20 protein-coding genes are annotated in these 23,883 nt (G+C 37.7%); 1 reads left to right on the forward strand and 19 read right to left on the reverse strand.

Annotated elements, in window-relative coordinates; translation table 11 throughout:
* Window positions 1–275 precede the first annotated feature (275 nt).
* The 4 genes from sufD to MKJ01_RS13410 form a co-directional block, all read right to left on the reverse strand.
* Complete coding sequence (sufD, locus tag MKJ01_RS13395) at window positions 276–1,583, reverse strand: Fe-S cluster assembly protein SufD (RefSeq protein WP_241632654.1); 1,308 nt, start codon at window positions 1,581–1,583, stop codon at window positions 276–278.
* 116 nt (window positions 1,584–1,699) lie between these two features.
* The gene (gene sufC, locus MKJ01_RS13400) at window positions 1,700–2,443 is read right to left on the reverse strand and encodes a Fe-S cluster assembly ATPase SufC (protein ID WP_241614604.1); all 744 of its coding nucleotides are present in this window, start codon (window positions 2,441–2,443) and stop codon (window positions 1,700–1,702) included.
* Between the two features lie 156 nt (window positions 2,444–2,599).
* Window positions 2,600–4,048: a Fe-S cluster assembly protein SufB gene (gene sufB / locus MKJ01_RS13405; RefSeq protein WP_241614605.1), complete on the reverse strand. Its 1,449-nt coding sequence runs from the start codon at window positions 4,046–4,048 to the stop codon at window positions 2,600–2,602.
* Window positions 4,049–4,114: 66 nt separating this feature from the next.
* On the reverse strand, window positions 4,115–4,444 hold the full coding sequence (locus tag MKJ01_RS13410) for an iron-sulfur cluster assembly accessory protein (protein WP_241614606.1): 330 nt from the start codon (window positions 4,442–4,444) through the stop codon (window positions 4,115–4,117).
* A 146-nt stretch (window positions 4,445–4,590) separates the two neighbouring features.
* Here MKJ01_RS13410 and MKJ01_RS13415 point away from each other — a divergent pair, with 146 nt between their 5' ends.
* On the forward strand, window positions 4,591–5,412 hold the full coding sequence (locus MKJ01_RS13415; protein ID WP_241614607.1) for a GLPGLI family protein: 822 nt from the start codon (window positions 4,591–4,593) through the stop codon (window positions 5,410–5,412).
* Between the two features lie 53 nt (window positions 5,413–5,465).
* Here MKJ01_RS13415 and MKJ01_RS13420 read toward each other — a convergent pair whose 3' ends face one another.
* From MKJ01_RS13420 to MKJ01_RS13490, 15 genes are all read right to left on the reverse strand, one after another.
* Window positions 5,466–6,317 carry a neutral zinc metallopeptidase gene (locus MKJ01_RS13420; RefSeq protein WP_241614608.1) on the reverse strand — a complete coding sequence of 284 codons (852 nt, stop codon included), beginning with the start codon at window positions 6,315–6,317 and terminating at the stop codon, window positions 5,466–5,468.
* Window positions 6,318–6,390: 73 nt separating this feature from the next.
* Window positions 6,391–8,475 carry an LTA synthase family protein gene (locus MKJ01_RS13425; RefSeq protein ID WP_241614609.1) on the reverse strand — a complete coding sequence of 695 codons (2,085 nt, stop codon included), beginning with the start codon at window positions 8,473–8,475 and terminating at the stop codon, window positions 6,391–6,393.
* Between the two features lie 202 nt (window positions 8,476–8,677).
* Entirely contained in the window at window positions 8,678–9,196 is a 519-nt protein-coding gene (gene ribH / locus MKJ01_RS13430; RefSeq protein ID WP_241614610.1) for a 6,7-dimethyl-8-ribityllumazine synthase, read from the reverse strand.
* A 3-nt stretch (window positions 9,197–9,199) separates the two neighbouring features.
* Window positions 9,200–9,907 carry a hypothetical protein gene (locus MKJ01_RS13435; protein WP_241614611.1) on the reverse strand — a complete coding sequence of 236 codons (708 nt, stop codon included), beginning with the start codon at window positions 9,905–9,907 and terminating at the stop codon, window positions 9,200–9,202.
* A 206-nt stretch (window positions 9,908–10,113) separates the two neighbouring features.
* Window positions 10,114–10,650 carry an adenine phosphoribosyltransferase gene (locus MKJ01_RS13440; RefSeq protein ID WP_241614612.1) on the reverse strand — a complete coding sequence of 179 codons (537 nt, stop codon included), beginning with the start codon at window positions 10,648–10,650 and terminating at the stop codon, window positions 10,114–10,116.
* Window positions 10,651–10,655: 5 nt separating this feature from the next.
* Window positions 10,656–11,855 carry a hypothetical protein gene (locus MKJ01_RS13445; protein ID WP_241614613.1) on the reverse strand — a complete coding sequence of 400 codons (1,200 nt, stop codon included), beginning with the start codon at window positions 11,853–11,855 and terminating at the stop codon, window positions 10,656–10,658.
* A gap of 60 nt (window positions 11,856–11,915) precedes the next feature.
* Complete coding sequence (locus MKJ01_RS13450) at window positions 11,916–12,785, reverse strand: GLPGLI family protein (RefSeq protein WP_241614614.1); 870 nt, start codon at window positions 12,783–12,785, stop codon at window positions 11,916–11,918.
* Window positions 12,786–12,924: 139 nt separating this feature from the next.
* Window positions 12,925–13,941, reverse strand: coding sequence for a hypothetical protein (locus MKJ01_RS13455; protein ID WP_241614615.1), 1,017 nt, complete (start codon window positions 13,939–13,941; stop codon window positions 12,925–12,927).
* 224 nt (window positions 13,942–14,165) lie between these two features.
* Entirely contained in the window at window positions 14,166–15,170 is a 1,005-nt protein-coding gene (locus tag MKJ01_RS13460) for a hypothetical protein (RefSeq protein ID WP_241614616.1), read from the reverse strand.
* A gap of 129 nt (window positions 15,171–15,299) precedes the next feature.
* Window positions 15,300–16,631, reverse strand: a complete 1,332-nt coding sequence (locus tag MKJ01_RS13465) for a hypothetical protein (protein WP_241614617.1) — start codon at window positions 16,629–16,631, stop codon at window positions 15,300–15,302.
* An 8-nt stretch (window positions 16,632–16,639) separates the two neighbouring features.
* Window positions 16,640–17,374: a cytochrome c gene (locus MKJ01_RS13470; RefSeq protein ID WP_241632652.1), complete on the reverse strand. Its 735-nt coding sequence runs from the start codon at window positions 17,372–17,374 to the stop codon at window positions 16,640–16,642.
* Window positions 17,367–17,888, reverse strand: a complete 522-nt coding sequence (locus MKJ01_RS13475) for a DUF3341 domain-containing protein (protein ID WP_027386890.1) — start codon at window positions 17,886–17,888, stop codon at window positions 17,367–17,369. The genes MKJ01_RS13470 and MKJ01_RS13475 overlap by 8 nt, the downstream gene beginning before the upstream one ends.
* On the reverse strand, window positions 17,875–19,272 hold the full coding sequence (nrfD, locus tag MKJ01_RS13480) for an NrfD/PsrC family molybdoenzyme membrane anchor subunit (RefSeq protein ID WP_027386891.1): 1,398 nt from the start codon (window positions 19,270–19,272) through the stop codon (window positions 17,875–17,877). The genes MKJ01_RS13475 and nrfD overlap by 14 nt, the downstream gene beginning before the upstream one ends.
* 25 nt (window positions 19,273–19,297) lie before the next feature.
* The gene (locus tag MKJ01_RS13485; protein WP_241614619.1) at window positions 19,298–22,357 is read right to left on the reverse strand and encodes a TAT-variant-translocated molybdopterin oxidoreductase; all 3,060 of its coding nucleotides are present in this window, start codon (window positions 22,355–22,357) and stop codon (window positions 19,298–19,300) included.
* Window positions 22,358–22,379: 22 nt separating this feature from the next.
* A complete protein-coding gene (locus tag MKJ01_RS13490) occupies window positions 22,380–23,744 on the reverse strand; it encodes a c-type cytochrome (protein WP_241614620.1) in 1,365 nt (454 codons plus the stop codon).
* Window positions 23,745–23,883 lie beyond the last annotated feature (139 nt).

Genomic DNA, 23,883 nt, shown 5'->3' on the forward strand with positions numbered 1-23,883 from the left:
CTTATTTTTGAAGAAAGGCTCAGATTATAAAATCTAAGCCCTGACTTTTTAACTTACACACTTTGTGGGAGAGTGTCAACCGAATAAGTGAAATTGTGAGGTTGGAAAAATTAACTGCAAGAAATTCTAAAGTTATGACAAGGGCCAATTAAATAGTGAAGTAAAGATTTATATTGATATCATTAACAGAAAAAACCTTTTGTACAAGAATCTAAGCCATAAAAAACGGCCATTTCATCCTTGAAACAGCCGTTATTTATTATCAACTATATAGGTTAAAATTCTATATCAACTTCCAGTTTCTCAGCTAAGAGCTTTGAAATTTTTTCTTTTAGAGGTTCGATGTCAATGTTCTGCATCGCATCATTGGCAAAAGCATACAAAAGCAACGCCTGGGCTTCTTTTTTAGAGATTCCTCTTGCCCTCAGATAAAATAAGGCATCTTCATTCAATTGACCTACCGTACAACCATGGGAACATTTTACATCATCAGCAAAAATTTCCAGTTGGGGTTTCGTATCAATAACAGCACCTTCACTTAATAAAACGTTGTTGTTCTGTTGATACGCATTGGTTTTCTGAGCCAATTGATCTACAAAGACTTTTCCGTTAAAAACTCCATGGGATTTTCCGCTGAAAATACCTTTATAGTTCTGATAGCTTTCACAGTTCGGGAAATTATGGTGAACTGCCGTATGGTGGTCTACCAGCTGATCTTTTCCGATAATCGTAATTCCGTTCATAAATGAATTGATATTCGATCCGTTATGAATAAAATCCAGATTGTTCCTTACCAGCTTACCTCCGAAAGAAAATGTATTTACAGTGGTTAAACTGTCTTTTTCCTGTTTGGCAAAAGTGTTGTCGATAAGATATGAAGTATCATTGTCATTCTGTACTTTATGCCAGTCTGCCTTTGCATTTGGATACGTGAAAATTTCTGTCACGGAATTGGTCAATACATAAGTGCTGTCAAAATTATGATGACTTTCGATAATTTCCACTTTAGAACCTTCCTCAGCAATAAGTAAGTTTCTTGTATTATAGAACGTGTTTTCTTCCTGGTTCTGAGAAATATAAAAAATATGGATCGGTTTTTCGATCACTACATTTTTAGGAACTTTCAGAAAAAAACCATATTTGCAGTATGCCTGGTTCAAATTTGTAAAAGCAGATTTATCTGAAGCAATCGTATTAAAATAGGTGTCAAAAACGTCTCTGTGCTTTTCATCATTCAAGGCATAATTAAATGAAAGAAATTCAACATTTTCAATGGAAACCTTTGACAGCTCTTTGCGAAGCTTGCCGTTTACGAAAGTAATCCGGTCAAAGTTTTCTTCGCCCAGATGAAGCTGGTCCAGCTGCTCTTTGGTGATGTTATGATTTTCTGTAGGGAAAAAATTATATTCCTTTTCAGTAATTTCCTTAAGGCCGGTATATTTGTATTCTTCGTCTTTTTTGGTTGGAAAACCTATGTTTTCAAATCTTTGCAGAGCCAATTTTCGATCTTCATCCAAAAACCTATGACGAAGGCTCTCCAAAAAAGCATAATGGTTTTCTGTAATCTGTTCTTTTAATGCCATTACTGGTATATCTGTGGTTTGCACCATTTTTTTCTTTTTATTAGGCTGAAATCGGTCATATCCGGGAATTTTTTAAGCAGCATTAAATATCTGCCTTTCATCCCTGAATCTTTTAATTAATTTAAAAGCCAGTCGTATCCTTTTTCTTCCAACTCCAGTGCAAGGGACTTGTCACCGGTTTTGATGATTCTTCCGTTGGCTAAAACGTGTACAAAATCAGGTTGAATATAGTTAAGCAATCTCTGATAATGGGTAATTAAAAGAACTGCGTTTCCTTCGCTTTTGAAAGCGTTTACACCATCTGCAACGATTCTTAAAGCGTCAATATCCAATCCCGAATCTGTTTCATCAAGAATAGCCAGCTTAGGATTCAGCATCATCATCTGGAAGATCTCGTTTCTTTTCTTTTCACCTCCTGAAAATCCTTCGTTAAGCGATCTTGAAAGGAAATCTTTTTTAATCCCTAATTGTTCAGATTTTTCACGGATCATCGCAAGCATTTCTTTTGCGGGCATATCTTCCAATCCGTTGGCCTTCCTGTTTTCATTCAATGCCGCTTTTATAAAGTTGGTCACAGAAACACCCGGGATTTCTACCGGATACTGAAAAGAAAGGAAAATTCCTTTGTGCGCTCTTTCTTCCGGAGCGTCTTCAATGATATTTTCACCATCAAATATAATTTCACCTTCTGTTACTTCATAATCTTCTTTTCCGGCAATGATGGAAGAGAGTGTAGATTTTCCGGCTCCATTCGGTCCCATAATGGCGTGAACTTCACCCGGCTTTATTTCAAGATTAATCCCTTTTAAGATTTGTGCGCCGTCTTCAATTCTGGCGTGTAGGTTTTTTATGTTTAACATAGTTTTGATATGATAATTTGGTAATGATTAAATCGAAATTATACTTACCTCTTTATATTTTTTATTTGTCATTTCGAAAGAGAAATCTGTTTTAGATTTATCGTTCGTATTATTACGCTTAGAATGATAATTATACCTCATACTAAACTTTAAGATCTATCCCACAGAACCTTCCAAAGAAATTTCAAGCAGTTTCTGAGCTTCAATAGCGAATTCCATAGGCAGCTTATTAAGAACCTCTTTGCTGAACCCGTTTACAATCAAGGCAATAGCTCGTTCTGTATCGATGCCTCTCTGGTTACAGTAGAAAATCTGGTCTTCCCCGATTTTCGAAGTGGTCGCTTCATGTTCCAGCTGTGCTGTCGGATCTTTGATCTCAATATAAGGGAACGTATGAGCTCCGCATTCATTACCCATCAGCAGGGAGTCACATTGTGAGAAGTTTCTCGCTCCCTTGGCAGAAGGCATTACTTTTACCAAACCACGGTATGAATTCTGAGATTTTCCCGCAGAAATACCTTTTGAAATAATCGTTGATTTGGTATTTCTTCCGATATGGATCATTTTTGTACCGGTATCGGCATACTGATAGTTATTGGTTACAGCAATAGAGTAGAACTCACCAATGGACCCATCACCTTTCAGGATACAGGAAGGATATTTCCAGGTTACGGCAGAGCCTGTTTCAACCTGAGTCCAGGAGATCTTTGCTTTTCTTTCGCATAGCCCTCTTTTGGTTACAAAATTAAAAACCCCTCCTTTTCCTTCTTCATTCCCCGGATACCAGTTCTGTACGGTAGAATATTTAATTTCAGCATTATCCAGGGCGATCAGCTCAACTACTGCTGCGTGCAGCTGGTTTTCATCCCTTGATGGTGCCGTACATCCTTCCAGATAAGAAACATAGCTTCCTTCATCCGCAATTACAAGCGTTCTTTCAAACTGTCCTGTCCCGGCCTGATTGATACGGAAGTAAGTAGATAATTCCATCGGGCATCTTACGCCTTTCGGAATATAACAGAAGCTTCCGTCAGAAAACACAGCAGAATTAAGCGCTGCGTAAAAGTTATCACCTCTCGGAACAACCTTTCCAAGATGTTTTCTTACCAGATCCGGATGATTTTTAATAGCCTCGGAAATTGAACAAAAAATAATTCCTTTTTCTGCCAATGTATCCTGGAATGTTGTTTTTACAGAAACTGAGTCAATTACAATATCCACAGCTACCCCGGAAAGTCTTTTCTGTTCTTCGATGTTAATCCCTAATTTGGCAAAAGTAGCCAGTAGTTCAGGATCTACTTCATCAAGGCTTTCCAGCTCCGGTTTTGCTTTTGGTGCAGCATAATATCTGATGGCCTGAAAATCAGGCTTAGTATATTTGATATTTGCCCATTCCGGCTCTTCCATTTTCTTCCAGATTCTGAAAGACTCCAGACGCCAGTCTGTCATCCATTCCGGCTCTTCTTTTTTAGCAGAAATAGCACGGATAATATCTTCATTCAGACCGATTGGGAAATCTTCGTAATCGATTTTCGTTTCCCAGCCGAATTCGTATTTTTTATTTTCTAGATCGACCCTTAGATCGTCTTCAGTATATTTATTCATTTTTGTAGATTATAGAGCTCAGGGATTAGTCCTGCGAGACGCTGAATGCTAACTTCTGATTTCTAATTATAAGGAAAAGCTTTCTCCGCACCCGCAAGTTCGTGATGCATTCGGATTATTAAAAACAAATCCTTTTCCATTTAAGCCTCCTGAATACTCAAGAACGGTTCCTGCGAGATAAAGGATTGATTTTTTATCGATAACAATTTTAATGTTATTGTCTTCAAAAATTTGATCTGTATCTGTTTTTTGGTTGTCAAACTTCAAAACATATTCTAAACCAGAACATCCTCCGCTTTTTACGCCCACTCTTATATAATCTTCAACTGCGTTAAAGCCCTCTTCTGTCATCAGCTGGATGGCTTTTGCTTTTGCTTGATCTGATACTTTTATCATTGTATTTATTTAGAATGATTTAATAGTGCAAAAATACGAACAATAATTAGTATATAAAAATTAGCAATTTTATTTTATCAATTTTTATGATTGATGGCTTTAACTTTGCTGGCATTTCAAAATCAAAACCATAAATCAGCCACATAATGAAAAAATTAAGCATGCTTGTTTTCATATTGTTTTTGCAGACCGTTTTTGCACAAACCAATAGATTTGTCTATCAGGTTACAATGAAACCAGACGCTTCCGATAAAAATGATGTCAAAACTGAAAATGCATACCTGGATATTTCTCCGGAAAAATCGTTGTTTTATTCAGAGAACAGGATTAAAAGAGACTCTATTATGCAGGCTAACTTCCGGAGTGGTGGTGCAAGAGGATTTAACAGGGAACAAATGGAAGGCTTAAGGTCCAATATAAATTACACGATTGAAAAAGATAAAGCCAGTCAGAAAACCTCTTTCAAAGACAGGATTGGCAGAGATTTTTACCTTTACGAGGAAGACAGGCCGATTAACTGGAAAATTACTTCTGAAACGAGGAAAATAGGAGAGTACAAGGTACAAAAAGCCGAAACTGACTTTGGAGGCAGAAAATGGACGGCCTGGTTTACTACCGACCTGCCTTATCCTGACGGACCTTATAAATTTAACGGGCTTCCGGGACTTATCGTGAAAGTGGAAGATGATAAAGGGGAATACTCCTTTGACCTGATGAAAAATTATAAAATTGCAGAACTTCCTGCCTTAAACCAATTCGGGAATACGGTTAAAGTAAAACGTATAGATTATCTGAAACAACAGAAAAAGTTCATGGAAGATCCTATGGCTTTTATGTCTCAGGGTGGCGGACCAACACCTCCAATGAGAATGGGCGGAAATGCAAATCCTGCCGATATGAGAAAACGTATGGAAGAGCGGATAAAAGATGAAGCAAAGAAAAACAGCAATCCTATTGAATTGCCGTAAAATAAAATCCCTGAAGAAATTTCTCCAGGGATTATTTTTTATAAAAGGTAACCCTATTTCAAAAGCTGATTAAAGGTATCCCCTTGTCTGATGTCTCCTGTATTGTAACCTTTCATGAACCATTCTTTACGCTGGGCAGATGAACCATGGGTAAAACTTTCCTGATTCACATATCCCTGAGATCTTTTCTGGATATTGTCATCGCCTACTGCTTCTGCAGCACTGATGGCTGCATCAATATCTCCGGGTTCCAGAATTTTCTCTCTTGCATCGGTCTGCTTGGCCCAGACTCCGGCATAGAAATCCGCCTGAAGCTCTGTGGCTACGGAAACCCGGTTCATTTCTTCTTCGGAATATTGTCCGCTTCGCCTTAATTCATCAACTTTCTGCGTGGTTCCTATAAGTGTCTGGACGTGATGACCGATTTCATGTGCCATTACATAGGCAATGGTAAATTCACTAACCTGCGCCCCGAATTGTGTCTGAAGTTCTTTAAAAAAGCTCATGTCCATGTATACTGATTGGTCTGCCGGACAGTAAAACGGACCCATTGCTGCTTGTGCTGTGCCGCAGCCAGACTGCGTGGTATTTTCAAACAGAATTACCTTTGCCGGCTGATACTGCATTCCGTTATCTGCAAAAATCTTGGTCCATGTTTCTTCATTTTCAGCCGTAACCATTTGTACGAATTCCCTTATTTTAAGCTCTTTTTCACTGAGTTGTCTTTGTTCGGTTCTTGGTGAGCCTGAACCAGATCCTGAAGATAGGATAGCTGAAGGATCACCTCCAAGAAAAAATACAATGGCTGCAATAATAAGGGTCCCAAGTCCACCTCCTACAACGGCTCCGCCACCAAGTCCGCGGCGGTCTTCTACATTGCCACTTCTATCGTCTGTCCATCTCATAGTTTGTTATTTATGTAAATTTAAAAATTTAAAATAGATAATCTATGAATGGATGATAATTTTTATTACTAAATTACCGGTTAAGTTGATTTTTTTTCAGCCAGAACGATGTTGACTGATATGCAGAAACCGTTTCTTCAATAAGTTTTCTATTCTGGTCAGCTTTTTTCAGGGGAGCCTCATCAAAATAGATGTTGAATACAGGGTTCAGCTTATTTTTTTGCTGTGACAAAGCATATTGCTTCACTTTTCTGACCGGAGAAACTACTGTTAGATAATTATCTTTTATCAATCCCAGGTCTTCATAAGTGGCAATATATGCTTTAGGCTGGAATTCTTTTATGAGTACATCCTGTCCTAAAAATTTAGATTGATAATTAAAATGTAATAATCCTAAAAGAGTCGGCATGACATCAATCTGCGACATGGTTTCTGTAAACTGCTGAGGCTCGATAAAACCTTCTGAGAAAATCATAGCAGGGATTCTGTATTTGTCTAATGGAAGCTCAGTGTCCCCCGCACTTGAAGCGCAATGATCGGCAATAATCACAAATACGGTATTTTTATACCAGTTCTGTCTTTTTGCCATTTCAAAAAACTTCCGCAATGCATAATCTGTATATTTTACACCGCCTTCACGTGATTTTGCATCTCCGGGAATATCAACTTTCCCGTTAGGGTAGGTGAAAGGACGGTGATTGGAAACCGTCATCCAGTGATTGAAAAAGGGTTTTCCTGATCGGTTCTCCTGATTCATGGTCTGAATTGCTTTTTTAGCCATATCTTCATCTGCAACGCCCCAGACATTTGCAAAGGTAATTTCTTCAGGCTTAAAGTTATTGCGGTCAACAATTCCATAACCATTTCCGGCAAAGAAATCCTGCATATTGTCAAAATAGCTGTAACCGCCGTATAAGAATTTTACATCATATCCCTTGGATCTGAAAATGCTTCCTGTTGTGAATTTATTTTTATTATTTTCTCTCTTAATAATGCTTTCCCCTGCAGTGGGAGGAATACAAAGCGTCAATGCCTCCAGGCCGCGGACGGTCCGGTTTCCTGTCGCATAAAGGTTGGTAAACATCAGGGAACGGTCTGCCAGGCTGTCCAGAAAAGGGGTGAGTTTTTCCGTATTTCCATAATGTTGCATAAAATCTGCAGAAAGACTTTCAATAGAAATTAAGACAACATTTTTCTTTAATTCAGGTTGATCTGAAGTGATCAGTCTCTTTAATACAGGTTGAGAAAACTGCCTTAGGAAAGTTTTTTCCGCCAGCTTTTCATTTATTTTAGGATAAAACTGGAAATAATCTAATTCGTTATGGGTGAATGCCCAATAAAATTTGGGTAACCCGTTGGCCTGGATTTCTTCTTCAAAAACAGTAGAGGCTGTTATCTTTGTCGTGAGCTGCAAGCCGAATACACTGATTCCTACTAAAATAAAAAATGACCCAAGTAAAATAAATTTTTGTTTCAGATTCGGAAGCGCCAGCAGTTCAGGTTTTGTTTTTTTATAAATAAAAAGAGTAACTGAAGCGGCGATGGCAAAAATAATCAGGAATAACGGCACAACAGGGTAACTTTCCATAATATTGCCAATCACTTCATTGGTGTAGATAAGGTAATCTACTGCAATAAAGTTGTATCTCAATCCGAATTCACTGTAGAAGAAATACTCACTTACGGCATTAAAAACGATCAGCACAACATATAAAAAAAGGGTGATGAAATATAATATATTCCTAATCCTGGGCCTTTTTTCCGGTAAAAAAAACATCAGCCCGAAGAAAAGGATTTTTAAGCCGATAAAAGCTAATGCTATTTCTGCGATAGAACCGCCATATTGTTTGAAAATATTATTCGGGATAAGAAGGATATATAAAAAAAGAACAGCCAGTAATCCGATAATTATCTGGCCATAAGGCTTTTGATATTTTGAATTGGATAAAAACAAAAAATAAAGTGCCAGAAAGGGACATGTTAAAATAAAGACAAAACAGTCGTTTATAAAACCTACTGATAAGATTTTTAATATTTCAAGAATCCCGAAGCTTGCTGTTGTAATAGGATTAAATAAAAATACAATTCTTAAAATTAAAGAAACGGCAAGGTAAAAAATACCTAAATATAAAAAAGGTTTTATTTTCTGCAGAAACATAAGATTAACAGACTATTAAATTTCTGCAAATATAGTTTTTGTACAGAATTCTTCAATATAAAATCCTAAAATACCACATTATTTAGAAATTTTATAAATATTTAAAAAAATATTAAAAGTCTAAAAAGAGATCAAATTCATTTTGAAAATGAAAAAGAGCTATAAATTTTATAGCTCTTTGATTTATATAGATCCGGTCAAATTATGAATGCCCGAAGCCGATATTCCCCTTTTTATCAGATAAACTTTTTTTGAAGCTGATCATTCTTAAAGCTGTTACGGCTGCTTCCACACCTTTATTGCCAAAGTCTCCGCCGCTTCTTGCGATTGACTGTTCTTTAGTATCATCTGTCAGAACACAAAAAATAGTAGGAGTATCTGTTAAAATATTACAATCTTTTATTCCCTGGGCAACTGCAGAACAAACATACTCGAAATGAGGCGTTTCTCCACGTATTACACATCCGATCGAGATAACTGCGTCGTATTTGCGTTCTTTACAAAGCTGCATGCTGGCATAATTCAGTTCAAAAGCTCCGGGAACCGGAAAAAGTTTAATGTTCTCAGATTTTACACCTTCTTTTTGAAGGATTTCCACTGCTGCATCACGAAGATTATACGTTACAAAATCATTCCACTCAGAAAAAACAATGCCGATTGAAAATTCATCGGCATTGGTTATATGAAGTGGCTTGTAATCAGAAAGATTAACTGTTGCCATTATTTAGTAATATTTAGTCATTTCAATGTAAGAATCGGACATTCCGTTGTCATAATCCTGGTATTTTTCGTCAATAGCAGAAAAATATTTCTTAGCATCTGCTTTTTTATTTAATCCTAAAGCCAGGATGCCTGCTTTTCTTGTAAAATAATAGGTAGTGTAAGGGTCATCAGAAGCTGAAGCTGCTTTGTCTAACAGCTGTAAAGCATCGTCATTTTTATTAAGCCCGGATTGCGAGTCTGCCATAGCTCCAAATTTCATGGCCATCATCGTCTTGTTATCAGACGAAAACTTATCTAAAAGATCATATGCCTCCTGGAATTTCCCTTCTTTAAATTTTAAAATTCCTGCATTGTAAGCTGAAAGTTTACCGATATTAGTTGCGGAATATTCGTTATAAGTTCCTAAGAAACCGGGGTTTGCAGCAGATTTACCTCCCAACGCTTCTTTCTCTTTGCCTTCAGCAAGATTTTTCTGAGCAGCCAGAAAACTTTTTACAGCTTCAGCGTTTTTAGGAGCTACAACGAACTGTTTGTAACCGAAGAATCCCAGAACGCCTAAAATCAGCACTCCAAAAACAATACCTAATGGTTTTGAATATTTCTCAAGGAATCTTTCTGTGTTTAAAGCCTCTCTGTCAAGATCTTTAAAAAACTCCACTGTTTCTTTACCTTCTTGCTCGTTATGAGCATTCTTTGTAAGTTTTGCCATAAATTTATTAAAAATTGAAATGCAAATTTAATTGTTTCTGAATGATTTACAAAATACTTTGTAAGGATTATTGATAAAAAAGAAACAAATGTCAAGCTTGCTGTATAATTTATTAATGATCAGTTATTAAAAATGCTTTGTAAAGGAAATTTACAAAGCATTTTTAAATATAATTTTACAGTTTAATATAAATATAATTTTACAGATTAATATTCTAAAATATGATATACTTCTGCATTGAATCTTTTCAATCTTTCTTCCCCGTTTAAATCTTTTAAACCGATCAGAAAACTGAACTGTGCAACTGTTGCTCCCTGTTTTTCCACTAATTTTGCAGCGGCTTCTGTTGTTCCTCCTGTCGCCAGAAGATCATCATGCACCAGTATTCTTTGCCCCGGCCTGATCTGTCCTCTGCGGGTTTCAATAACAGCGCTTCCATATTCCAGATCATATTTTTCTGAAATAACCGGCGGCGGCAGTTTACCGGCTTTCCGTATTAAGATAAAAGGAACTTCCAAAGCTACTGCAATGGCGATTCCGAAAAGATAGCCACGGCTTTCAATTCCACAGACTGCATCAACTTTTCCCTTACTGAAAGAAACCAGATCAGCAATAACGTCTTCATATAGTTTCGGATCTAGAAAAATGGGTGAAATATCTTTGAACTGGATTCCCGGAACAGGAAAATCCGATATGTTTTCAATTTTTTCTTCGAGCCTGTTGATGAGTTCCTGTGACGCCATACTGTTTATGGATTAATTTTATAGCTGGAGATTTTCCATTCTCCGTTTACGTTTTTAAGACCGAAAGTAGCTCTTAGCGAAGTTGTTTTCCCGCTTTTATCGGTTACATCATATGTAGCGCTGACACTGGCTACATTCGCATTTGCCAGGTTTGAAGAAATATTCTTTACACTTACATTTTTTACAGCACCGAATCCTGAGTTGGGATTAGAAAAAGATTCATAACTTCCCCAGCTCGGGTTACTTGCCGCTCCGTATGCCGCTTTCAGGTTCTGGGAACTTACGTTATTCAAAAACCCGGATACGACATTTTTAGGATCTACAACCGGCTGTTTTGGTGTTGCCGGAACAGTTGTCGTAGCATTAGGATCTGTAGTTGCCGAAGGTACGGTTGCTCCCGGATTGTTCGGATCAATTACAGCGGGATCCTGAATGACAGCGGTTGAATCTACTACCTGCGGAACCGGAACTTTCAGTAAAGAAGGATTTACATCCAACCCGATTTTTGTCATTTTGAATGTTTTTGCCGTTGTTTTTACTGATACGGTGATGTCAATTTTATTATCGACTACTTTAGCTGCGGGAATAGAGGAGAATTTTAAATTAAATCCCTTAAAATTATTGTCCTGCATCAGGTTTTTGGCAGTCGATAACTTCACACCGTTGCTGAATACCTCAAGGGTTGCTTCTAATCCGGCCCCCGTAAACGCTACGGGCTTCCCTGAATTGTCGATCAGTCTTGGAACGATCTGCAAAGCGGTCGGTGCTCCGGCTCCATCGTCTCCGGTAGGATTGATGAGAATGCTTAATGAGTTGGCTTTTATATCATTCGGGTCACTTTCTTTTGCTTTGTCATCGCCAAAGATGTTCATTTCCCCTAAGGATGGCGGCGCATTACTTGCCCATTCAATGCCGTTTTTCTGTGCAACCTGGTCAGCCATTGCCATAATTTCAGGAACTTTCTTTCCGTTAATAAGCTGTCCGAGGGCTTTTAGCTCTGCAACATCTCCGTCTGCCTCTACGCCAAAAGTTTTAAGAATATAGAGTGCTTCATTGAATTTAATCTGCTTAATGGTAGAAAGGCTTGCCGTCATATCATTGATACTCGACTGCAAAGTTTTGGTATTGGTAGCATCTACATGATCTTTTTTGCATGCTGTAAAAAGCAATAAGCTGAAGATGAGTAGAAAAGAAAATTTTTTCATTTTTTTCCGTTTGCCACAAATTTAGTAAAAACCCTTTATGTGTAAGTGTTTTTATTTTTTTTATTTATTTCTGCCGGGAAGCTCGATGCTATTATTATTTCTTGCAAGGTTTTCTTTCATTTGTTTTTCTGCTGCTCTCATCTCTTTCGACAATGAAAATTCATCGGATAATTTTACGTCTGAGGGAATCTGTCCCAGCATCTGTTTCATCCCTGCAAGAGGATCTTTTTTATATTGCTCATATTTTTCTGTAAATTTTTCTTTTGTGATTTCCTTGGAAACAAATAATCCTGTCTTACTCATTAACCCTTCTACAAAAGAGGCTTCTGCGATTTGATCTATTTTTCCGTTGCCTTTCAGTTCCCAAGAATAATTCCCTGCTTCATCACCGACTTTTACAATCAATCCCGGTAGTCCATAAAATTTATAAGGCCCGTCCGGGAAAGGGATTTCTGTGGTAAACCAGGCGATCCACTTTCTCCCGGCAAAATCGGCAATTGCTTTCTGTGCATTATATGTTCCGATCTTCTGTTTTTCATCTGAAATTTTCCACACCAACTCCGGATTTTCGCGGTAGGAATAATAATCCATGGAAATGTGGTCCTTATACAGCACCTCACGGATTGGGTATCTTTTTGAAATCTGATGCGTAAACTGAGTACGTCTATTACCGATTTTCTTGAAATCCGGGAATCCAGTATTTGAAGATTCTTTTATCATTACACTTGCTATCGAATCAATCTGAATGTTTTTATAGGATTGATAAAGGGATCTGTTCTGATCAATATCCAATACCATCATTTCTTTTTCCAGTTTTGCAGAATCCTTATTAGGTTTATAGGTTAATTCGTAGAAAAAACGGGTTGCCGTGCTCTGCCCGTTGATAAGAATAACAATTACAGTGAGTGCTGTTTGTAGTATCTTTTTCATGCTTCTTTTAATTTAATAGGTTTTTAGATTTAACGAATGATGTTCTGGCGCTCTTAAGATCACCTTTAAAGAACGAACTGAAAATAGTCCGCAACGGGATATTTCTCCGTTTACAAAAGACAGAATATGGAGAACTGATTTACTTATCATTTGGCTTTTCTTTTAAATCGCCTTTGAAAAAGTTGCTGAAGACCGTCTGCATATTGGGAAAGGACGGATCCTGCCAATAAGAGGTCTGGTAGTTGCTGCTGCTCTTGTTGAATCTTACTTTTTTAATGTCATTATCATTACTGAAACTGAATTCTGTAGTGTAAAAATTATTATATAAAGCCAATTGATTGTAGTCGGGCTCGCTTTTGTGTTTAAGTTTCATAAAAATTACCTCGTTATATTCCAGGAAGTCTTTCAGGGTCTTCTCTGAATCCTTTTCAAATGACATATTGTAAATTCTTCTGAAATCATAAAACCTGAATCCTAAAAATCCTAATTCCTCATCCTGAGCCATTCCATGAGAAATTTCGATCTGGTCCTTAAGGTCCCCTTTTAGCTCTTTAATATTTTTATTTTTTATCTTAAGCTCATCGGGGTTTCCTACATATTTAAGTTTTGGAAGGTCCAACGAGTTTGCATAATCCCAGAAGGATGTTTTCTTTTTATCTGTACTTGCATCTGATAATGAAAAGACCCTGTACTGTTCTACATTCGTACTTTTCAGCTTTTTTGTTTTATTGTCGAAAATATAGGTTATAATTCCGTCAGCATAGCAATTAGGTTTGTTGTTAACGGTTACATAAGCATTAAAGTTCCCTTTGATAAGAATATACTTTGCGGGTTTATTATTTTTGATAACCACCGTTTCAATATCTTTGATCCGATCATTAATTTTGATGACATCTTTATCGATATCAGAATACGATAAAGTGGCTACCGATATATTATTATAGACCAGTTGGAATTTTTCCTGATCTGGCTTTATGAGTTGCTTGTCAATTTTACCATCAATATCCGAAAATGCCAAAATGTTTCCGTCCTTCCCGAACACAGAAACTTTTGGAAGCGGCTGGTTCGTTTTTTCTGAAATAAAAGTAATGGTTTGTGCATGGGTAATGCTGAATAAAAATACAAACAGTAGCGTTAGAATTTGGTGCTTTTTCATGACTTATTATTTTAAAGTTTATTTTATCTATAAGACAAGATGTTTTTCAAAAGGTTGCCTAAGGGCCAAAAAAAGACCGATTATTTTAATCAGTCTTTTAAAATTTTATCGCTTAATAAGAATACTAGTAAATATAAGATTCGTGTAAATGCATGTTGCGTTTAGGAATCAATATCTAGATAGAGTACATTTAATACATTTAATAAAAATTATTAGCAGAGAATTTATTTTTCTTTTAAATCATCTTTAAAAAATGAACTGAAAACGGCCTGCATATTAGGGAATGTTTTTTCCTCCCAATATTTCGAGGTGTAATTACTTTGATTTTTGTTGTACTTTACTCCCGGAATATTATTGTCATTGCTGAACTCAAGTTCGGTTGGATAAAAGTTTTTATAGGAAATGATTTGATTGTATTCCGGTTCAGTTTTATGTTTGAATTTTGAAAATACAATCTCATTGTATTCATTAAAATCACGAAGCGTTTTTTTTGAATTTTTTTCAAAAGAGAAATGAGCCACTCCACGAACATCAAAAAGTCGATAGCCAAAAAAAGAAAGTTCTTTATCCTGAAGGTCTTCGGCACTGATTTCTATTTCATCTTTAGCCGGTGTTTTGAGCTCTTTTACCTTAAATTTGCTGTTGTCATATTTTTCAAGGTTTCCTGCATGTCTTAGTGCAGGCAATTTTAAAAGCGTATTGTAGTCCCAGGCTCCGGCCTGCTTCTTTGCATTATCTGCATTTTCCAGCCTGAAAATACGATACTGTTGTATTTTTATCTCTTTTACTTTTTTGTTCTTATTATCGAAAATATAGGTGGCTATTCCGTCTATATAACAATTAAGCATATTGTTTACCGTAACGTAAGCATTAAAGTTACCCTTAATCAGAAGATATTTTGCGGGCTTATTATTTTTGATTACGATAGGTTCGATATCTTTTACCCTGTCGTTTAACTGTACGATGTCTTTATCAAGTTCAGCGTAAGAAAATGTTCCCAGCAAGATATTATCATAGACAAGCTGAAATTTTTCCTGTGAAGGGTTTAATAATTTTCGTTCTATTTTTCCGTCAATATCAGAATAGGCCATAATGCTTCCGTCTTTCCCGAAGACTGAAACTTTCGTCATCGGCTGCTCTGTTTTTTCTGAAATGAAAGTGGTGGTTTGTGCGTAAGCGAAACTAAATAACAATACAAACAGTAAAGTTAGGATGTAATTTTTTTTCATTGGATATTATTTTAAAGTTATTATTCTATTCATAGGACCACAGATTTTTTTAAAGGTTGCCTACAGGCACAAAAAAAGACTGATTATTTAATAATCAGTCTTTTAAAATTTTATCTTGTTACAAATTCCTTAGAAAGGGTACTCATAAATTTCAGATTCATGTAAGTAAGGGTTTCCTGTAGGAATCAATTTAAGTTTGGATAATGCTGAAAGCACGGTAAACATAAATAATCCTGCTACAAACAGGACTGCCCCTGCAATTAATAAGAAAACTTCAGGAGTTTTCCAGTAAGGTCCTACTGTTCCAGGCATTACCATATTGAAGTAATCCAAAAGGTGTCCGCAAATTACCACTACTGCCATAATCGTTACTACTTTGTAGTTTCTCTTAATGCTGCTGCTTACCAACACCAATAATGGTAATAAGAAATTAACGATCAGCATCGGTAAAAACGTAGGAGAGTAGTGCTGGAATCTTCCGAAGAAGTAATTTACCTCTTCCGGAATATTGGCATACCAATAAAGCATGAACTGAGCAAACCATGTATACGTCCAAAGCATACTTGTTGCGAATAGGAAAACACCTAAATCATGCAAATGGTTGTCATTAAACTGAGGAAGGAATCCGTTTTTCTTTAAGTAAACGCTTAGTAAAATAATTACTGCGATACCACTTGAAAGACAGCTTACCATTGAATACCAGATATACATCGTAGAATACCAGTGAGGGTCAATAGACATCAACCAATCCCAAGCCCAGGCTGCAGAAGCAAATCCGAAGAATGCGATATACCCTACTGCCCATCTGTAAAGCATTTGATATTCGGTTCTTGATTTGGTTTCATCTACTTTTTTAGACTGTGATTTTAATTTCCATGCAAAGAACGAAGCTCCTAACACATAGATCAATGTTCTTACCGCATAGAAAGGGATATTTAAGAATATTCTTTTTTCAAATAAGATCACATCAAAATGAGCAGATTCAGGGTCTGTCAATTCCGGGTCCATCCAATGGAAAAGGTGTCCGGTATGCGTGATATTAAGAATCATTAAAATGATAAGAATTGCTCCTCCATAAGGAATATAAGAAGCAATAGCTTCCATTACCCTTGTGATGATAATTGGCCATCCTGCATGTGCAGCGTGCTGAATAGAATAAAAGAATAATACGCAGCAGCTTACTCCAAAGAAAAATACAGCTACAAAATGTATGGCCGCTAAAGGCTGATTGTGTATCTGAAGCTCAGCGTGCTCAAGGTGAGCTGCATGATCCTGAGGACCTACCATTTCACTGGAGTGGGTAGGAGCGGTATGACCGGAAACGTGAATCGCTTCCATCATGTGTTCTATTTTTTCAGTGGAAATTCCTTTGTTTAAGAAGAAACCTACAGCAAATAGAACTAAACCTACAACAAGAAGGATTATAGAAGTTGATTTTAATTTTGGTGAAAAACTATACATTTCTTTTCTTATTTTTTAGTTGCGGTAGTGGTTTCAGTTTTTGCTTCTGATGTCGATGCAGTAGCTGCTGCCGGTGTTGTAGTTGTTGCTGCCGTAGCGGCTGCCGGTGCTGCTGCTCCTTTTTTAAAGGCATTCATCACATACATTGCCACCCTCCATCGGTCTCCCGCGTTCAATTGACCCGCATAAGATCCCATTGCATTTCTACCGTTTGTTATTACATAATGAACAGATCCCACAGTAATTTCTCTGTCAGCATAGTTCGGAACACCGGAGAAAGCTCCGGTCTGTACGATTGGTCCCTGTCCGTCACCACCAACACCATGACAAGCTGCACATGTTTTATCAAACAGCAGTTTTCCTCTCTCAATATCCTTAGCCGCATTGGCAGGGTTCAAAGGAGAGGATGTCATGCTTTTAGATGCATCATAGCCTGCATTATATTCATCAACATTTTTTGGAAGCAAGCCTTCTTCAAAAACGCCATCTTTATTTTGTGCTACTGATCCTTCTACCGGAGAAAGCCCTGTCGCTCCGTTATTTCTTACGAAAGCGGGAATTTCATTTTCATGATCTGAATAGGCATCCTGAGCTTTCATCAAAGGATCATAAGCTACCGGAAAATACATATCAGGGAAATATACTAACGGTGTATTCTCTTTCGGTCCGCAAGAGTTAAGTAAAACCATTGTTAAACCTAAAACTGCTGTAATTTTTAGTACGTTCTTTTTCATTCTAAGCATCTTTAACAGTTATTTCCTCAACTCCGGTTTCAATAAGCAGCTGCTTTACAGATTCTACATCTTCAGTTACGAATTCCATCATGAATTTATCATCTGTTGTTCTCGGATCAGGGTTTTGTGCAGGTGCTCCGGGATACATTTTATTTCTTACCAGGAAAGTCAATGACATCATGTGAGCAGCACAGAATACCATAAGCTCGAACATAGGAACTACGAACGCAGGCATATTGTGTGCCCAGTCAAAAGCTGGCTTACCGCCAATATTCTGAGGCCAGTCGTGATTCATTACATACCAGGTTACTGTAGAACCGATGGTAACCCCATAAAGAGCGTAGAGAAAGGCAGCATCAGAAATTCTTGTTTTCTTTAACCCCAAAGCTTTGTCTAGCCCGTGAACCGGAAACGGAGTATACACCTCGTTTATTGCGATTCCTTTATCGTTAAATGCTTTCACGCCGTTCATCAAATCATCGTCGTCAGCATAAAGTCCGTATACAATTTTAGTGGTGCTCATCTCCTTCTTTTGCTTTATAAGTTTCACCTGAGATTTTCAAAATCGATTTTAATTCAGCCTGTGCGATTACAGGAAATGTTCTTGCATATAGTAAGAATAATACAGAGAAGAATCCGATAGTTCCTAAATATACGCCTACATCAATGATCGTTGGCTTAAACATCGTCCAAGATCCAGGTAAATAATCTCTGGAAAGGTTGATAACGATAATGTCAAAACGCTCAAACCACATCCCGATGTTAATGATTAATGCAATAATAAACGTTGCAATAATGTTGGTTCTGATTCTTTTAAACCAGAATAGTGCAGGGATGATCAGGTTACACGTAATCAATGCCCAGAAAGCCCACCAGTAAGGTCCTACGGCTGCACCTGGAGAAAGATAAGTGAAATCTTCATATCTTGATCCTGAATACCATCCGATAAAATATTCAGTGGCATAAGCTACGGTTACCATACCACCGGTAAGAATGATTACAATATTCATAATTTCGATATGATACATTGTAATATAGTCTTCAAGGTGACATACCTTTCTTGCAATTAACAATAGCGTCTGTACCATTGCAAATCCTGAGAAGATAGCTCCCGCAACAAAGTATGGAGGATAGATCGTAGAGTGCCATCCTTTAATAACCGAAGTGGCGAAGTCAAAAGATACAGTAGTGTGTACCGAGAATACAAGCGGAGTTGCCAAACCTGCCAAAACCAATGATAATTCTTCGAATCTCTGCCAGTGTTTTGCTTTACCACCCCAGCCGAAGGCAAGGAATGTATAAATCTTTTTTGTCCAAGGTGTCTTTGCTCTGTCTCTGATCATAGCAAAGTCAGGGATTAATCCCATAAACCAGAATACCGTGGATACAGAGAAATAAGTAGAGATCGCAAATACGTCCCAAAGTAGGGGAGAGTTGAAGTTCCCCCAAAGAGAACCGAACTGGTTTGGTAAAGGGAATACCCAATATCCTACCCAAACTCTACCCATGTGAATTACCGGGAAGATTGCTGCCTGTACTACTGCAAAGATCGTCATTGCTTCTGCAGAACGGTTTACAGACATTCTCCATCTTTGTCTAAATAATAATAATACTGCTGAGATTAGGGTTCCGGCGTGACCGATACCTACCCACCATACGAAGTTGGTAATATCCCAACCCCAGTTAATAGTTCTGTTAAGCCCCCATGCTCCAATACCTGTCCCGATTGTATAGGCGATACACCCGAATCCATAGATGAAAAGAACTAAGGCTGCATATAATGAAATCCACCATAATTTACCTGCTCTTTCTTCGATAGGTCGTGCAATATCTTCTGTGATATCGTGATAAGTTTTGTGACCAATAATTAGAGGTTCCCTTATCGGAGCTTCGTAATGTCCTGACATTTTTTACCTATTTATTATTTAAACTTTATTTTTCTACTCTGTTTCTTACTTTGGTATGATAGAACACGTTTGGCTTGGTTCCGATCTCTTCAAGTAAATAATATCTTCTGTTGTCAGCATATAACTTTCTAACTTCAGATGCTTTGTCATTCATGTCACCGAACTGGATAGATCCCGTAGTACAGGCTTTTGAACAAGCTGTCTGGAATTCACCGTCTTTTACCACTCTGTTCTCTTTCTTCGCTTCAAGAATAGTAGTTTGAGTCATCTGGATACATAATGAACATTTCTCCATTACCCCTCTTGTTCTTACCACTACATCCGGATTCAATACCATTCTTCCAAGATCGTTATTCATATTGAAATCGAACTTATCATTCAGGTTATACGTAAACCAGTTGAAACGTCTTACTTTATATGGACAGTTGTTCGCACAATATCTTGTACCGATACATCTGTTGTAAGCCATATGGTTCTGGCCCTGCTTACCGTGCGAAGTAGCCGCTACCGGACATACTGTTTCACATGGCGCGTGGTTACAGTGCTGACACATTACCGGCTGGAAAATTACATCAGGATTGTCCGCAGGGTGGTTTAGTGCTCCTCCGTCTCCGAATGCAGTACCGTATAATTCAGGTACAGCCATTCCTTCTTTTAATCCTTCATATACCTCTACTTTCTGTCTTGAAGAATAATAACGGTCAATTCTCAACCAATACATATCCCTGGACATTCTGATCTCTTCTTTTCCTACAACAGGAACGTTGTTCTCTGCCTGACATGCAATGATACATGATCCACATCCTGTACAGGAGTTAAGATCAATAGACATGTTAAAGTGAGGGCCATCAGTATCATCAAAAGCGTCCCAAAGATCAATTTTTCTTGCCGGAAGAGCTCCGCTGATGGTATGATATTCTAAAGGTCTATTCCACCCTTTATGCTCGTCATCGAATGCAACGTTTAAGAATTCAGCCAAAGGAACTTCTTTAGCAATCTCGTAACGTCCCATTAAGGTGTTCTGAAGCTGGATTCCTGCAAATTCATGATCTTCACCGGTCTTTTCCAATTTGATATTGGAAACTGCCAGGTTGGAACCATCAAACAGAGGATAAGCATTTACTCCGGTATCAGCCGTAGCTCCTGAGTTTTTCTTTCCATATCCAAGCGCAAGACCTACTGATCCTTCTGCCTGACCAGGCTGAATAAATACAGGAACATCTTTTACGGTAACTCCGTTTACGGTAAGATTCACAATAGAACCATCCAGCTGCATTCTTGCATTAAGATCGTTTTCAAGTCCTAATCTTTCCGCATCTTTCGGTGAAATGGTCAGGTAGTTGTCCCAAGACATTCTTGTCAGTGGATCAGGAAGTTCCTGAAGCCAAGGATTGTTTGCCTGAGTTCCGTCTCCCATTGCCGTTTTGGTGTATAAAACAAGTTCAAGATCAGAAGACTTGAAGTTTCCTAATTCGGCAACTGCCTGTGCTCCGTTGCCTCCTGCATAAGACAATGTCGTAGCATTTGAAGAAACATTGATACCGTTATATAAAGCTTTATTGAAAGAAGTCGCTCCTAAAATAGAAGAAGCACTTGCTTTTAAATAATCGTAATAGTTATTGGCAGCATTGTTTTTACCATTTTTCCAAACCAATAGAGATTCTTCAATCTGTCTTGATTTGTAAATTTTCTGAATCGTAGGCTGCATTAATGAATATACTCCTGTCTGAGGTTCAACATCACCCCAAGATTCCAGCCAGTTAGCTACAGGAATTACAGCTTTCGCTGCTTTGTACATTTCGTTTTTCTTATCCGCAACAGCAATTACATAAGGAACTTTTGCCAAAGACTTTTTAAAGTCTTCACCTTTGTGATAAGAATAAATAGGGTCTACATTATTGGCAATTAATACGCCAACCTGGCCTCCATTTACCCATCCGAGAAATTCTTCAAATCTTGCCTTATCGAAATCTTTTAAGAAATTAGCTTTACCTGTGAAAGCAACGGATCCTAATTTTTGGTTAATTAAATGAGCTAAAACCTGAGCTCCTTTTGAACCGTCTGCAAAAACAACAGCTTTGCTTCCTTTTGTCTGAAGTTCTTTGGCAATCTCAGAAGCTGCTTTGTCAGAAGTGCCTCCGCCAACAATAGCATTGTACACTTCAACCAAGGTCTTGTTAACCTGGCTTGGCTTTAATCTGATTCTTGAGTCAGCATTAGCTCCGGTTAATGACATGTTGGATTCGACCTGGATATGTCTCAACATATTGGCTCCCGGTTTTCTGGCTGCAGCATAAGAAGATTCAAGGCTTGCTGCATTGTAATCTCCTAAGAAATCAGCATGGAATGCCACTACCAACTCTGTCCCTCTAAGGTCATATACCGGTAATGCTCTTGTTCCGAAAACTTCCTGTGCGGCATCTAAAGCTGCAGCATAAGGGAAAGCATCATAGGTTACTAATTCTGCTGTTGGATATTTTGCTTTGAATTCTGTGAATAGCTTTTTGAAAGTAGGAGAGGCAAAAGAGTGTGATAATAACACAATTTTTTTACCTGCTGCATTAGCTTCCTCCAATCCTTTAATGACAAAACTGTCAACCTTATCAAAAGTTTCGTCCTTACCTTCAAACTTTGGCTGCTTTACTTTATCATTATCATATAATGAAAGTACGCTTGCCTGAGCCCTTGCGCTTGTTTTTCCCAAATCGCCGGCAGCCGGGTTCGGTTCGATTTTAATCGGTCTTCCTTCACGTGTTTTTACCAAGACACTAGCAAAGTCAAAACCATCGAAATATGTTGAAGCGTAATAATTAGGGATTCCCGGAATAATATCGTGTGGCTTTACCACATAAGGAATTGTTTTGATTACCGGAGCTTCACACGCAGCCAACGTTACGGCTGCTGTAGAGAATCCTAATAATTTTAAGAAATCTCTTCTTGAAGTACCGGATCCGTTCTGTTCTGCATCCCCAAGAAAATCTTCTACCGGAATTTCTTCCTGGAACTCTTTCTGAGCCAACTTATTGTTTAAAGCCGGATCTTTAAGTTCATGAATACTTCTAAATTGTATTTTGTTTGAAGCCATTTATACTTCTAATTTTTAGTTATTAATAATGACATTTACCACATTCAAGACCTCCAATAGCATCTACCGTAATCTTACCACCATCTTTAGGGTATTGTTTTTTCAACTTGTCATGTAGATTCTTGAAGTATTCTTTATTATAGCCGTTGTTCATATCAACTTCAGTAGTTCTGTGACACTCGATACACCATCCCATGGTAAAGTCATTAGCCATCTGAACAACATTCATGGTATCTATTTTTCCGTGACACGCTTTACAAACAACGTCGATTTTGTTATTAGGGTTCTTTTTATTGAAAGAATTGATGATTGCCTGTTCACCGGCTACCACATGCTGTGAGTGGTTAAAGTAAACAAAGTCCGGCATATTGTGAATTCTTGTCCATTCCACCGGCTGGGTTTTTCCTGTATACTGTTGTTTTTCAGAATTCCATCCTGTAGCAGCATAAATTTTCTGGATTTCCCCGTCATAGAATGCTTTATCTTTTCCTGGCTCCATGTAATGCTCTGCATTATATTCAGAAATTGTTCTGTGGCAGTTCATACAAACGTTCATAGAAGGGATCTCAGATACCTTACCATATTTAGCACTGGAGTGGCAAAGTTGACAGTCAATCTTCTGTTCTCCTGCGTGTATTTTATGTGAGAAATAAATAGGCTGTTCAGGCTTGTATCCTTTGTAAACTCCGATCCACATGATCCAGTTCCAAACCCCGTAAGCAGCCAAAAGTGCAAGGATAGCAATTAAACCTTTTCCTACATAATGGTATTTCGCATAAATCTCGCTGAACGATTTTACTCTTGATTCATTAAGCCCTGCCAGATCTTCGGATTGGCCTAGTTTTACCAATTGTCTAAGCTTAACCAATATCCAGACCAGTAATGCTGCAATTGCTAAAAGAGAAATAATTACGATGTTTGTTGTGGAGCTGCTTGCCGGAGCTGCTGTTGCATTTGCATTATCAGCAGTCGTTGCTTTTTTATCATCAGCGACAGGTGCTGCCGGCGGATTAGTTGTATACGCTAAGATGTCGTCAATATCCTTTTCCGTAAGATTTGGAAAGACCTGCATCTCAGTCTTGTTGTATTTTTCGAAAATTTCATTTGCGTATTTGTCTCCTGAAGCTCTCAAAGACTTATTGTCTTTGATCCACTTGTGAAGCCAGTCTCTGTCTACACCACCCTCTGTTTTTACGCGTTCTACAACCCCTTTCAGAGGTGGTCCTACAACTTGTTTGTCTAGTGCGTGACATGCAGTACAATTCGCTTTGAAAAGTTTCTCACCATTGTTCGGATCGCCTTCTTGCCCGTAAATTGAAGCACTTGTTGATAACAATAAGCCTATTGCAATCAACGTTTGTCTATAATGCTTTCTCCAACTAATCATTTAAATTATCTTATGTTAGTAAATATTGAACATTCAATCAATCCCGCAAAAATAATATTTTTAACATCAATTTAACGGTATATGCAAAGGGGAAAATGTCATTTACGTTTAATTTGTATCGATTCTAAATAACTCTGTT

The organism is Chryseobacterium sp. SSA4.19 (assembly GCF_022601875.1).
In the GTDB taxonomy this organism is placed as follows: domain Bacteria; phylum Bacteroidota; class Bacteroidia; order Flavobacteriales; family Weeksellaceae; genus Chryseobacterium.